The sequence below is a fragment of the Pseudomonas fluorescens genome (assembly GCF_902497785.1).
GTDB lineage: Bacteria > Pseudomonadota > Gammaproteobacteria > Pseudomonadales > Pseudomonadaceae > Aquipseudomonas > Aquipseudomonas fluorescens_BO.
The window spans coordinates 134,033-146,959 of the sequence record NZ_CABVHK010000009.1; the positions used below are offsets into that span (position 1 = coordinate 134,033).

Genomic DNA, 12,927 nt, shown 5'->3' on the forward strand with positions numbered 1-12,927 from the left:
TACGATGGCAAAACTGCTCCCTAGACTCCAGCCAATAACTAGGCAACGCCGCTCTCCTGGCGCCGCCATGACAATAAAGCCTGGAGGATGAACATGAGTGCGCCCCCGTCTCTGGATGACAAGTACGTCCAGCACACTGGAAAAGTTTTGCTCACCGGGATTCAGGCGCTGGTGCGTCTGCCGCTGATGCAGCGCCAACGCGATCTGGCCAATGGCTTGAATACCGCCGGTTTTATTTCCGGGTACCGTGGCTCGCCGCTGGGTGGTTTCGACCAGGCATTGTGGAAGGCGCGCGACTACCTCAAGGAACACCACACGGTGTTCCATCCAGGCATGAACGAAGACCTCGCTGCTACCTCAATCTGGGGTACGCAACAGGTCAATCTCTTCGAAGGCGCCACCTACGATGGCGTGTTTGGCATGTGGTACGGCAAGGGTCCGGGCGTCGATCGCTGCGGCGATGTGTTCCGCCACGCCAACGCCGCCGGCACCTCGAAATTTGGCGGCGTGCTGGCCATTGCCGGCGACGACCATGGCGCACGCTCCTCCTCGCTACCGCACCAGACCGAACACATTTTCAAAGCGGTGATGATGCCGGTGCTGGCGCCATCGGGGGTGCAGGAATACCTCGACTACGGCATGCATGGCTGGGCCATGTCGCGCTATTCCGGCTGCTGGGTCGCCCTCAAAGCGGTGGCCGATACCGTAGAGAGCGCGGCCGTCGTCGACATCGACATTCATCGCGTACAACCGATCATTCCCGATATCCCGCTGCCCGAAGGTGGCTTGAATATCCGTTGGCCGGACCCGCCCCTGGCACAGGAACAGCGCCTGCTGGAACACAAGCTATATGCTGCCCTCGCCTATGCACGGGCCAACCGCCTCGACCGTGTCGTGATGGACTCAGCGAAAGCGCGCATCGGCATCATCACGTCAGGCAAATCGTACCTCGACGTTTGCCAGGCACTGAAAATCCTCGGCATCGACGAAACACTCGCCCAGCAGATTGGCCTGCGGGTCTACAAGGTCGGCATGGTTTGGCCGCTGGAGGCTGAAGGCGTCCGGCAGTTCGCCGAGGGCCTGGAAGAAATCGTGGTGGTGGAAGAAAAACGCCACATGATCGAGTACCAGTTGAAGGAAGAACTCTACAACTGGCGCGAGGATGTGCGCCCGCGCATCGTCGGCAAGTTTGACGACAAGGGTGAGTGGAGCCTGCCGCACACGGGTTGGTTGCTACCCGCCATCAACGACCTGACCCCGGCTATGATCGCCCGGGCGCTGGCCAAACGCATTTTGCGCCTGCATCAAAGTGGCCCGCTGCAAGTGCGCCTGGCGGTGCTGGATGCGCAATTGGCGAGCAAAGACCAGTTCAGTAACCTGATGGAACGCGTGCCCCACTACTGTTCCGGTTGCCCGCACAACACCTCGACCAAAGTCCCGCAGGGCAGTCGCGCATTGGCCGGCATCGGCTGCCATTACATGGCCGCCTGGATCTACCCGCAGACCCAGACGTTCAGTCAGATGGGGGGCGAAGGCGTGGCGTGGATCGGCCAGGCACCGTTTACCACTACTCAACATGTGTTCGCCAACCTCGGTGACGGAACCTATTTCCACTCCGGCATTCTCGCGATTCGGGCTGCCATCGCGGCCAAGGTGCAGATCACCTACAAGATTCTCTACAACGACGCCGTGGCCATGACCGGCGGCCAACCAGTGGACGGCAGCCTCAGCGTGGCGCAAATCAGCCGGCAACTCGTTGCAGAAGGCGTGCAGCGTGTGGTGGTGGTCAGCGAAGATGTCGAGAAGTATCAGCACATCCATGATCTGGCAGACGGCGTGCCGGTGCTGCGTCGCGACCAGATGGACGAAGTGCAGGAACAGCTGCGCCAGTTCCAGGGCGTATCCGCAATCATCTATGACCAGACCTGCGCTGCGGAAAAGCGTCGGCGTCGCAAGCGCGGCAAGTTTCCGGATCCGGCACGCCGTGTCGTAATCAATGAAGCAGTGTGTGAAGGCTGTGGCGATTGCAGCAGCAAATCCAACTGTATGTCGGTGGTGGCGGTGGAAACCGAGTTCGGCCGCAAGCGTGAAATCGACCAGTCCTCTTGCAACAAAGACTTCACGTGTCTCAACGGTTTTTGCCCGAGTTTTGTCACGGTCGAAGGTGGCACCTTGCGCAAACCCAAGGCCTTGGCGGCCGCGAAGGATGACGTGTGGGATTTGCCGACGCCCGCGACCGTCGCGCTGGATGAGCCTTACAGCATCCTGATCACTGGCGTGGGCGGTACGGGCGTGGTGACCATCGGTGCCCTGCTGGGGATGGCGGCGTTCATCGAAGGTAAAGGCACGCTCAATCTGGACATGGCCGGCATGGCGCAAAAAGGCGGCGCGGTGTGGTCGCACATCCGCATCGCCGCGCACCAGGAACAATTGTTTGCACCGCGGATTGCCGAGGGTGAAGCGGGCTTGCTGCTGGGTTGCGACCTGGTGGTCAGTGCCAACACCGAAACCTTGTCCAAGCTGCGTCACGGCGTCACCCATGCCGTGGTCAACAGCGAGGAAAGCATTACCAGCGCTTTTGTGCGCACCTTCGCCCAGCAAGCGGAAAGTGGTGATTTGCTCAAACACCCGGACCCGAAATTCCAGACCCAGAGCATGTCGGCACAAATTGTCGAAGCAGTGGGCTCCGACCAGGCGGACTTTGTCGACGCCAGCAAAATTGCCACGGCGTTGTTGGGTGATTCGATAGCCACGAACACCTTCATGCTCGGCTATGCCTACCAGAAAGGCTGGTTGCCGGTGGGTAAAGCGGCGCTGCTACAGGCCATCGAACTGAACGGCACCGCGGTGCCCTTCAACCTCTCGGCCTTTGACTGGGGCCGGTGCAGCGCCCATGACTTGCCACGGGTTTTACGCAAACTGGAAGCCGGCAAGGTGCAAAGCCCGGACCGCTTACTGTCGCAAAGCCTGGAAGAAACGCTGGCACGGCGCATGGAGTTTCTCACTGCGTACCAGAACTACGCCTATGCCCAACGCTACCGGTTTCGTGTCGAGCAATTCATCAAGGCGGAAACCGCACTGTTCGGACAACCCGGCAAGCTGTCGGCGAGTGTCGCCCGATATTACTTCAAAGTGCTGGCGATCAAGGATGAATACGAAGTGGCGCGCCTGTTTACCGATGGACAATTCCTGGAAAAAATCCAGGCCGGCTTCGAGGGCGACTACCGCCTGCGCTTCCACCTGGCACCACCGCTGCTGAACGATAACGGCTCCGGTCGCGAACCGAAAAAACGCAGCTTCGGCCCGTGGATGCTGCAAGGCTTCAAGCTGCTGGCCAGGCTCAAGTTCCTGCGTAATACCTGGCTTGATCCGTTCGGTCGTACCCATGAACGCAAGGTGGAACGCAACTGGCTGGCCAGTTACGAACGCGTCCTCGATGAAGTACTCACTGGCTTGACGGCCGACAAGCTGAGCCTTGCTCAGGAGTTGGCGGAGTTGCCAGACAGCGTTCGCGGTTATGGTCCGGTGAAAGAGCGTTTCCTCGGCCACGCCGAAAAGCGCCAGGCGCAATTGCTTGAGCAATGGCGTAATGGTCCGAGTGTCACGTTTCACGATGCCAGCCAGGTCACCGGCAAAATCGCCATCACTCAACTGTAAATATCCCGGCCCTGGGCCAGGTGCCAGGACCCGGGTTGCATGCGATGCCGCCCGGGAAGTTGGCTAAAACAATAAGGTCGACCCATGAACGAAGAGCTGGCCAGAAACTACCGGGAGATTCTTCACGGAGTGGGCGAAGATCCAGAGCGAGAAGGCTTGCTGGACACGCCAAAACGCGCGGCGAAAGCCATGCAGTACCTGTGTCATGGCTATCAGCAAAGCCTCGAACAGATCGTCAACGGCGCGTTGTTTGAATCGGACAACGATGAGATGGTCATCGTCCGTGACATCGAACTGTACTCACTCTGCGAACACCACCTCCTGCCGTTTATTGGCAAGGCCCATGTCGCCTATATTCCCACTGGTAAGGTGCTGGGGCTGTCGAAAGTGGCCCGCATTGTCGATATGTTCGCTCGCCGTTTGCAGATTCAGGAAAACCTGACACGGCAGATTGCCGACGCGATTTCCCTAGTGACCGATGCCGCCGGAGTGGCGGTAGTGATCGAGGCAAAACACATGTGCATGATGATGCGCGGTGTGGAGAAGCAGAACTCGGTGATGAGCACCTCGGTAATGCTCGGCGCGTTCCGCGAGTCGTACAACACCCGCCAGGAGTTTTTGCAGTTGATCCGCGGTCGCTAGGAGAGGCGCCAGGCGCCCCACCTTCAACTCAACTGAGCATCAGCATGCCGCCATCAATCATCAACGTTTGCCCGGTGACAAATCGCGAACCGTCTCCGGCAAGAAATACCAGCACAGGCGCCAGATCCCGGGCCGGTTCACCCAGCTGTCCGCCGATGGGCACTTGCCTTGTCATGTAGGCATCGTGCTGCTGCAATTGCTCGGTGCTCATGCTCGCGCGAGTCGCCTCGTACATCGGCGTCCACATCGCCGGGGCGATAGCGTTGACGGTAATGCCCAAGGGGCCCCATTCCCGCGCCACCGTGCGCGTCCACGCCAGCACCGCCCCCTTGCTGGCCGCGTAATGGGCTTTGCCGGGCTGTCCGATGACGCCTGCCGCAGAGGCGAAGTTGATGATCCGCCCACCGCTGCCCTTCAGCAGCTCATAGGCCGCGCGGTTGGTCAGGAATGTGCCACGGGTATTCACCGCAAAGACTTTTTCCCACTCGTCCAGCGTGATGCTGTCGGCACTGGCATTCGGCGCGATACCCGCAGCATGTACCAGCACATCCAGACCATTGAGCCGTTCGTTGGCCCAGGCGAAAGCGGCATCCACGGATTGGCTGTCAGCGATATCGCAGACTCGTGTATGCGCCCACCCGCCACCGTCCCCCGTCATCAAGGCGGCTTCGCCCAGGTCGAGGCTGACGACATAGGCTCCCTCCTCCACAAATGCTTTGACCACTGCCGCGCCGATACCCCTGGCGCCTCCCGTGACGATGATTCGTTTACCGGCCAGTTGCATGGGCTTTCCCTCTGGTTATCAGGCGGTTTGATCGATGCGCTGCAACGCCGTAGCGAATAGATGCAACGCTGAGGCGTGGTGTTTTTCACCCGTGACCATCGAGGCTTTACCCGCACACGCACGGGCGTAACTGACTTCGAGAAAGATGCCGAGTTTGAAACCCGCCAACACCAGGTACCAGGTGAAGTCCGCCAACGAGCGCGAGCTGCCGGCGTGGTAATGGGCGACCAGTTCGTCGCTGCTGCAAAAGCCGTCCCAGGGATGCACTTCGATGGTGCCGGCACCACGACCGTCGGCACAGGGCCAGGTGACCACCAGCCAGGCAAGGTCGAGCAACGGATCACCGATGGTCGCCAGCTCCCAATCGACGACCGCGGCCAACTCCCCGCAGTCATGCCGGAACATGACGTTGGACAGGTGAAAGTCGCCATGTTGAATACCGGCCTCAAACTGCTGCGGGCAATGATCGCTCAGCCAATTGGCCAAACGTGCAAGTCCCGGCAGGCTGCTCGCCCCCGGCCAACCGGGGTAGTCTTTGACGCTGTCCAAGTGTGCCAGCCAGCGTGAGACCTGACGCTGATGAAAACCGTCCGGGCGGCCAAAGTCCGCCAGCCCCACCGCCTGGTAGTCAATGTCGCCCAGACGCAATAGCGCATCCACCATGGCAAAGCCCATGCGCCTGCGCAGCGCCGGCCGTTCAGCATGGGGTGCTGGCAATCCTGCGGCGCTATTGGGGTTGAAGCCCTGCACTGGTTCCATTAAATAAAAACTGGAGCCCAGAACGGCCTGGTCAGTACAGTCGGCGATCAAACCGGCATGGGGCACTTGCGATCCGGCCAATACCTTGAGCAGGCGCGCTTCACGGACGATGGTTTTACCGCCGACTTCGCGCAGTTCCAGGGAAGGCCGGCGCAACACGAATTCACGCACGCCTCGCCGAAAGCGCAGCAGCAGATTCTGCGTGCCGCCGGCTAAACGTACCGCAGCCTTGATCGGGCCACTTTCCAGGTCTTGGGTGTCCATCCAGTCGGCCAGGCGCTCGAGGTCGACCAGATCCTGCCAATCGTTCATACGTCGCGCTCGCCGAGACTGGCCAGCACGCCGGCGTATTTTTCCCGGGCGCGGGCCGCGGCGGTGGGCCGATGGTAATCGGGGAACAACTCGTCGCAGGGCTGATAGTCGCGCAGCAGCTGTTTGGCCACCGTGACTTTGTGCACTTCGGTGGGCCCGTCGGCCAGCCCCATCTGGAAGGAGCGGACGATGTACCCGGTAAACGGCATTTCTTCGCATACCCCTAACGAGCCATGTACATGCAGGGCGCGCGCGGCGATGTCATGCAAAACCTTGGGCATGGCGGCTTTCACCGCAGCGATGTCCTTGCGCACCCGCTTGTAGTCCTGATACTGATCGATGCGCCACGCCGTACGCATCACCAGCAAGCGAAACTGCTCCAGTTCGATCCACGAATCGGCAATTTTTTCCTGGACCATCTGCTTGTCCGCCAGGCGGCTGCCCTGGGTACTACGCGACAGGGATCGTTCACAGAGTGCATCAAGGGCTTTTTGCGCCTGGCCGATCACCCGCATGGCATGGTGCACGCGGCCACCACCGAGCCGCACCTGAGCCACGACAAATGCCTGGCCGGGCGCACCGAGCATGTCGCCCGCAGGCACTCGCACCTTGTCGAATGACAGGTAAGCATGGGTGGCGGCGGGGTCATCGGCGATACCGACGTTACGGATAATGCTCACCCCGGGCGCGTCAGCGGCGACGATGAACATCGACATGCCTTCATACACCGATACGCTTTTATCAGTGACCGCCATCACGATATAGAACGCTGCGTAGCGGGCATTGGAGGCGAACCATTTTTCGCCGTTCAGCAGCCAGTCATCGCCATCGCGCACCGCTTCGGTGGTGAACACGGCAGGATCCGCGCCACCTTGCGGCTCGGTCATGGCGAAGCAGGACACGATATCGCCATCGAGCAACGGTTGCAGGTAGCGCTGCTTCTGCGCCGGGGTGCCGTAATGGGCGAGGATTTCCCCGTTGCCTGAATCGGGGGCCTGGCAGCCAAACACAATCGGGCCGAACAGCGAGCGGCCGAGAATTTCATTGATCAATGCCAGGCGCACCTGGCCATACCCTGCCCCGCCCAGTTCCGGGCCCAGGTGACACGCCCACAACTTGCGAGCCTTTACCTGCGCTTGCAGCGGTTTGACCAGTTGCTTGAACAACGGATCGTGGATATTCCACGGGCTGCCCAGCACATGATCGAGGGGCTCGACTTCCTCCCGTACAAACTGCTCGATCCAATCCAGTTCCGCCTGTATCTCGGGGTCGGTCTGAAAGTCCCAGGCCATGGTGTGTCTCCTAGCAAATAGCGATCAGGCCAGCAGCATGCCGCCGTCGACCAACAGGGTTTGGCCGAGCACATAGCTGGCCAGCGGCGAGGCAAGGAACAGGGCCACGTTGGCCATGTCCTGGGGCGTGCCCAAGCGCCCTTGAGGAATGGCGCGCAATGCGCCTTCGAGGCGCTTGGGGTTGCTGGTGGTCACCCGCGTCAGCTTGGTTTCCACCAAACCGGGGGCAATGCCATTCACCCGGATGCCGTCACGTGCCCAGGCTTCGGCCAGGGTGCGAGTCAGTCCGAAAGCACCGGTTTTCGAGGCGTTGTAGGCCGGGTTGCCACGCGTGGAGTGGAAGGCGGCAGCGGAGCTGACAGTGATCATCGAACCCTTGGCCTGCATCAGCAGTGGGTGAAATTTCTGCGCGCACACCATCAGGCTGGTGAGGTTGACGTCGAGTACTCGCTTGAAACCCTCGGTGAGAAATTCCTGACGGTCGTAGAGCACCGTGCCTTGTGCCTGCACCAACACATCCAGGCGGGTGAATGGCACACAGACCCCTTCGATCAATGCCGCATCCGCGACGTCTACCTGGGCGTAATGCAGGCCTTCAAGATTAGAGTCAGGTGAGTCGTTATAGGCCGCCGCCGAGGCACGCGTACCCCAGACATGCACCTCGGCACCGCGCTGGCGAAAGTTCTGCGCAATGCCATTGCCGATGCCACTGGACCCGCCAACTACCAGCACGGTTTTACCGCTGAAATCCAACTCGTACATGGGTATTCCTTGTGCTTGTCGAAAAATCCTGTCGGGCAATAGGCCCACCGTTACAGCGCCACCAGGCCAACCGAGGCCAATCGTTCGAGCTCGCTGCCGGTAAAGCCGAGGCCTTCCAGAACTTGCCGGGTATGTTGGCCGAGGGCGGGTGGCGGACGCTGCAGCGATAACGGCAAGTTGCCGAAGTCCCAGAACGCGCCGATCTGTTGCAGGTCACCGTAAACAGCATGTGAGTAATGAGCGTGCAGACCCGCTTCGGCGTGTTCGGGGCTGTCGAGAAAGGCATCCATCTGCGCTTCCAGCACTGCCTGTGCAGGAACCTGCGCTGCGACCAATGAGGCGAGCGCCGCTTGCCGGGTCTGATCGGCAAACCAGGTTTCGGGCTGATCATCCACCAGCCTCTCGAAACGTTGCACCTCATCCGGTTGCAGCGCTGCCACCACCAGCCAGGAATCGCTACACCGATACAAACGATGGGCATCACTCAGACCGGTCTGTTGCGCGTCCAAATGATCGATTGGTGTGAGGCTGCCGTCTTCCAGCACCACCGCTTCGCTCATCGACAGCATCGTGGCGCCCAGCAATGACGAGCTGACCATTTGTCCGACGCCACTGCGGTTGCGCTCATACAACCCCAGGAGCAAGGCGTAGAGCGAGGACAGACCGGCAAAAAAATCACCCACGCCGAAGCGCAGCCACATGGGCGCCTGGCCCTCACCGCCCTGCTCGACTTCCCAGCCGCAAGAGGCCTGCATCAGTTGGTCAAAGCCCGGCCAATCCGTGCGCGGTCCGGTCGGTCCGTAGGCACTGACATGGCAATACACCAGCTGCGGGTTGAGCGCTTTGAGGCTCTCGTAGTCGACCTTGAGCTTGCGTGCGGCGGGAAGCCGCATGTTGTGGTGTACCACATCGGCCCAACGTGCCAACGCCTCTACGGCGGGCTCGGTCTGCCGATCGCCCAACTGCAACGCGACGCCCAATTTGCCACGCTGGGTACCGCTGAAAATCCGCTCCAGGCGGCGCATGGCATCGCCCTTGGGCGCCTCGATTTTAATGACTTCTGCCCCCAGGTCCGCCAGCAACATGCAGGCAAACGGCCCGGCCAGATAGGCGCCCAGATCCAGTACTTTCAGACCGTGCAGCGGAGGCAAGGGCGCCGGACTCGACCTGGGCAGTTGCGAAGGGATCACAGCATCGGCGCCAGACAGTCCGGCGTTCCCCTCACCTGCCAGAGGTGCGCTACCGCCAACTCGTGCGGGTGGCTGCACCTGCCAGGCAGGGCCTGGTTGCAGTGTTTTGCCCAACTGCACATCGTCGACTTCAACCACATAGCCATTCAGGCGTGCTTGTTCGTCGAAGTAGATATCGCCAAATGGAGCGGCAATTTGCGCAGCAACGTCGTGCTGCCAGAAATGCTCGACCCATTCCTGTGCCGACCGTGTGGCAATGATCGCCTTGTTGGCGCCGAAGTTTGGCGCCACATGGCTCGATGGCCACAGCGCGTTCAAGCGAGCCACTTCGGTTTCGCCGAACTCACTGAGTGCCGCGGCCATCCAAGGGGATTTGTCCGGCGAATAATGCACATGCAACCAGCGGCCATCAGCGCACTGGTGCAATGGAATTGGAATGTGTTTATCCAGACCTTTGGCAAAGGCCGGGGTCGGTGTTTGTGCGCGGTTCCAATGCATGGTCATTGGCACCAAGGCTGCCTGAGCCAAACTCGTATGAGCGATGCCGCCGCAGCCGTCACGGTCGCGCGCCAGTAACCGCGCCATCACCCCGACCACACACAGCCAGCTGGCCAGCCAATTGGCAAATGGCATGCGTACGAACACCGGGCCGGGGCGATGCGCCGGCTGTTCGTCCAACAGGCCCAGGCGCGCCAGGATAAGCGTTTCCCGGGGAATGGAATTCGCCAGTGCATGCCGATGGGGCCAGCCGCTGATCGCTGAGATAACCAATCGAGGGAAGTCTGCAGTGAGCTGCGCGTCTGCCAGACCATGGGCCTGCGCTACCGCGGGGGTGAAGTCATGCAGCAGCACATCGGCGCTGGCTAGCAACGAGTTCAGTTGCTGGCGATCTGCGGCATTTTCCAGGCAGAGGATGACACTTCGTTTGCCACGGTTAAGCACAGCAAACAGCGCCTGTTTCTCTCTGGCACGGTTGGCGGGTGGCTCGATCATCACCACTTCGGCACCCGCTTCGCAAAGATGCATGCCAGCGGCAGATCCGGCAATGCCGGAACACAGACTGATGACGCGAATTCCTTCGAGGATTGCCTGGCTCATTCAGCACCTGTCTTCTTCTGCGCTTAGCGTTTTGCAGCAGAGCTGCAGAACGAATCCATGGCGTTACCCTAAGCGATCGGCGATAAATTCCATAGATAGATTAGTATTCCGAATATAGAATCATAAGCATGAATATGAACAATAAATAACAATTCGTCTAAATATCACTAAAAGCCGATTAAGGGCGTTGCGATGATCCTGCGCATGGACCACTTCACCATCGTCTCCGACCAACTGGAGGCGACACGAAATTTCTATGTTGGAGTACTCGGGTTGGTGGAGGGGCCACGCCCGCCCTTCCCGGTTCCCGGATTCTGGCTGTACACCCAGGAACAACCAGTTCTGCATGTGGTGGGCGTATCACAAATGCCGGAGCCGCGACGTGGCGTGCTTGACCATATGGCGTTTCATGCCCAGGGCTTGCAGAGGATGTGGAAACACCTGAGTGAGCACGGCGTGCGATTCAAAGTGATCCGTGCGCCCGGCGCCGAGCGCACGTGGCAGCTGTTCATCCAGGACCCCAATGGGGTTGAAGTGGAGTTGGATTTCGACGCCAGCGAAGTGCCGCCCGCCGACTGGAAAGAACGCCGGGGTGGCTAAATCAATCCGGCATAGCTGCCGCCGTCGATCTGCAAATTTTGCCCGGTGATATAGCCGGCTTGCGCCGAACAGAGAAATGCGCAGGCCGCTGCCAGTTCGCTCGGCTGGCCAAATCGTCGTGCGGCTATCGGCTTGAGCATTTCCACCCGTGCTTGCTCAAAACTGAGCTGGCGAAGTTCCGCCAGTTGCTCGGTCATAAAGCGCAGACGGTCCGTCTCAATGCGCTCCGGCAGCAGATTGTTGATCGTCACATTGTCCCGCACCACCTCGACCGACAGAGCTTTGCAAAAAGCGGTCAGCCCCGCACGCGCCGCCGTGGACAAACCCAATGGCAACCGGGGCGACTTAACCATCGCCGAGGTGATATTGACGATACGGCCGAAACCTCGCGCACGCATACCAACGACCACCGCCTGAATCAGCAGGATACCCGAGAGCATGTTGGCCTCAATGGCCGCCAGCCAGGCAGCATGATCCCAATCCTCCGGACGACCCGGCTCTGGCCCGCCGTTGTTGGTCACCAGAATATCCATCACCGGACAGGCAGCCAGCAGCGCCTGTCGCCCGGCGGCGGTGGACAGGTCGGCCACCACGGTGCGCGGCAGCCGGCCGGTGCTGCGCAAGATGTCCTGCGCAGTGTGTTCCAGGCTCTCGGCATCGCGGCCGTTGATCAGCACCTCACAGCCCTCCTGCGCCAATGCCAGCGCACAGGCTTTGCCAAGTCCCCGAGAGGATGCGCACACCAGAGCAATACGTCCGCCAATACCCAGATCCATTGCAGCACTCCTCGTACATTGGTGTCAGTCGTTCATGCCGAGCAAGGCCGTGATGTCGCGCCCGGGTTCAGCATCGCCGCCGTAGGTGAATTGGCCAGCGCGCTGGCGTTCGGCCAACTGCTCCATCTGGTAGCGATAACGGGTACCCGGCGTATCGAAGCGCGAGTGCAGGTCGCGACGTGGGTCGACCTCGAAATAACGTTGGTTCTGCGGGCGCACCACCGAGTTGTCCTGGGGCTGGATGATGTAGTTGATGCGCGGCATCACATAACGAAAAGGTGCGGGTGCAGCGGTGGTGTTGAAGGTGACGTCACACCGCGAGCGATGCTTGCCCACCGGCAGGAAGGGTTGCAGGTTGGGCACGTCGTAACCGGGGCGAAAGCGCGGATAGGAGATGCATACGTTGCTGCGTAGATGAATGTGCAGCACGGCGCGAAAATCCTGATACCTGGCGCGCACGCCGCCGACCCAGCGCATGATCGGCGCCACTGACTTTTGCGCCACGGTACGGGTGCGAGTCACGGTCTCGGAGGTCCATTGCACTTCCACCACGTCCGACTCGCTTACACCGTCGCCAATGGTATTGGCATGCAGGAAATCGGCATGGGTCAGATCAATCAGGTTTTCCACCGACAGCGCCGAGGTCGCATCAAACCGCACGGTTCGCTGGGTGTAACCGGGAAGACTGCCATCCTGGGGTAGAAACGGAATATGCGGGAGCAACTGCATGTCGGCAGCGTCCGGATTACCGTACCAGACCCAGATGTACCCGTAGCGCTCAACCAGCGGATAAAAGCCCCGTCCCCCGGTAAACGCTGTGAGTGTCAGCTCTTTATGGGGGAAATGCGGGTGAAACTCGGCCGCCACCGCACGCCCGTTGTCGCGCCACAGGTAATAGGGCTGAGCATGAATGATCCGGCGAATGGGCCGGGTACCCAGGTCGCGGCTATGGGACACCGGGAACCAGGTGTCACGCAGGTCGTAGTTGATTGGCGTCCAGTCACCCCGAACTTTGCCAGGGATCGTATCGGTGGAGGAAGGCACGGCATGCATGG

General features: G+C 60.5%; 10 protein-coding genes. 3 read left to right on the plus strand and 7 right to left on the minus strand.

Annotation, left to right across the window (positions count from 1 at the left end):
• Positions 1–93 precede the first annotated feature (93 nt).
• Together F8N62_RS15255 and folE are read left to right on the plus strand one after the other, a co-directional pair.
• Complete coding sequence (locus F8N62_RS15255; protein WP_057005035.1) at positions 94–3,657, plus strand: indolepyruvate ferredoxin oxidoreductase family protein; 3,564 nt, start codon at positions 94–96, stop codon at positions 3,655–3,657.
• An 84-nt stretch (positions 3,658–3,741) separates the two neighbouring features.
• Positions 3,742–4,299, plus strand: a complete 558-nt coding sequence (gene folE, locus F8N62_RS15260; protein ID WP_057005034.1) for a GTP cyclohydrolase I FolE — start codon at positions 3,742–3,744, stop codon at positions 4,297–4,299.
• A 28-nt stretch (positions 4,300–4,327) separates the two neighbouring features.
• Here folE and F8N62_RS15265 read toward each other — a convergent pair whose 3' ends face one another.
• The 5 genes from F8N62_RS15265 to F8N62_RS15285 are packed head-to-tail and all read right to left on the minus strand — an operon-like array spanning position 4,328 to position 10,496.
• Positions 4,328–5,083, minus strand: a complete 756-nt coding sequence (locus tag F8N62_RS15265) for an SDR family NAD(P)-dependent oxidoreductase (RefSeq protein WP_126588869.1) — start codon at positions 5,081–5,083, stop codon at positions 4,328–4,330.
• Between the two features lie 18 nt (positions 5,084–5,101).
• The gene (locus tag F8N62_RS15270; RefSeq protein ID WP_126588868.1) at positions 5,102–6,154 is read right to left on the minus strand and encodes a phosphotransferase family protein; all 1,053 of its coding nucleotides are present in this window, start codon (positions 6,152–6,154) and stop codon (positions 5,102–5,104) included.
• Positions 6,151–7,446 carry an acyl-CoA dehydrogenase family protein gene (locus F8N62_RS15275; protein WP_057005031.1) on the minus strand — a complete coding sequence of 432 codons (1,296 nt, stop codon included), beginning with the start codon at positions 7,444–7,446 and terminating at the stop codon, positions 6,151–6,153. Before F8N62_RS15275 ends, F8N62_RS15270 begins: the two co-directional genes overlap by 4 nt.
• Before the next feature lie 24 nt (positions 7,447–7,470).
• Positions 7,471–8,208, minus strand: a complete 738-nt coding sequence (locus F8N62_RS15280) for an SDR family NAD(P)-dependent oxidoreductase (RefSeq protein ID WP_126588867.1) — start codon at positions 8,206–8,208, stop codon at positions 7,471–7,473.
• Between the two features lie 50 nt (positions 8,209–8,258).
• Positions 8,259–10,496: a CoA transferase gene (locus F8N62_RS15285; protein WP_057005029.1), complete on the minus strand. Its 2,238-nt coding sequence runs from the start codon at positions 10,494–10,496 to the stop codon at positions 8,259–8,261.
• A 192-nt stretch (positions 10,497–10,688) separates the two neighbouring features.
• Between F8N62_RS15285 and F8N62_RS15290 the strand changes: the two genes are divergently transcribed.
• Positions 10,689–11,096, plus strand: coding sequence for a VOC family protein (locus tag F8N62_RS15290; RefSeq protein ID WP_057005028.1), 408 nt, complete (start codon positions 10,689–10,691; stop codon positions 11,094–11,096).
• On the opposite strand, the gene F8N62_RS15295 is transcribed toward F8N62_RS15290, so the two are convergent.
• Both F8N62_RS15295 and F8N62_RS15300 read right to left on the minus strand, forming a co-directional pair.
• Positions 11,093–11,872, minus strand: coding sequence for an SDR family oxidoreductase (locus F8N62_RS15295; protein ID WP_057005027.1), 780 nt, complete (start codon positions 11,870–11,872; stop codon positions 11,093–11,095). The two genes, F8N62_RS15290 and F8N62_RS15295, sit on opposite strands and share 4 nt — an antisense overlap.
• A 24-nt stretch (positions 11,873–11,896) precedes the next feature.
• Positions 11,897–12,925, minus strand: a complete 1,029-nt coding sequence (locus F8N62_RS15300) for an aromatic ring-hydroxylating dioxygenase subunit alpha (RefSeq protein WP_057005026.1) — start codon at positions 12,923–12,925, stop codon at positions 11,897–11,899.
• Positions 12,926–12,927: the final 2 nt, after the last annotated feature.

Bases quoted from the DNA above. Each gene is read 5' to 3' on its own strand.
- F8N62_RS15255 (WP_057005035.1), top strand. From the start codon at position 94: ATGAGTGCGCCCCCGTCTCTGGATGACAAGTACGTCCAGCACACTGGA.
- folE (WP_057005034.1), top strand. From the start codon at position 3,742: ATGAACGAAGAGCTGGCCAGAAACTACCGGGAGATTCTTCACGGAGTG.
- F8N62_RS15265 (WP_126588869.1), bottom strand. From the start codon at position 5,083: ATGCAACTGGCCGGTAAACGAATCATCGTCACGGGAGGCGCCAGGGGT.
- F8N62_RS15270 (WP_126588868.1), bottom strand. From the start codon at position 6,154: ATGAACGATTGGCAGGATCTGGTCGACCTCGAGCGCCTGGCCGACTGG.
- F8N62_RS15275 (WP_057005031.1), bottom strand. From the start codon at position 7,446: ATGGCCTGGGACTTTCAGACCGACCCCGAGATACAGGCGGAACTGGAT.
- F8N62_RS15280 (WP_126588867.1), bottom strand. From the start codon at position 8,208: ATGTACGAGTTGGATTTCAGCGGTAAAACCGTGCTGGTAGTTGGCGGG.
- F8N62_RS15285 (WP_057005029.1), bottom strand. From the start codon at position 10,496: ATGAGCCAGGCAATCCTCGAAGGAATTCGCGTCATCAGTCTGTGTTCC.
- F8N62_RS15290 (WP_057005028.1), top strand. From the start codon at position 10,689: ATGATCCTGCGCATGGACCACTTCACCATCGTCTCCGACCAACTGGAG.
- F8N62_RS15295 (WP_057005027.1), bottom strand. From the start codon at position 11,872: ATGGATCTGGGTATTGGCGGACGTATTGCTCTGGTGTGCGCATCCTCT.
- F8N62_RS15300 (WP_057005026.1), bottom strand. From the start codon at position 12,925: ATGCATGCCGTGCCTTCCTCCACCGATACGATCCCTGGCAAAGTTCGG.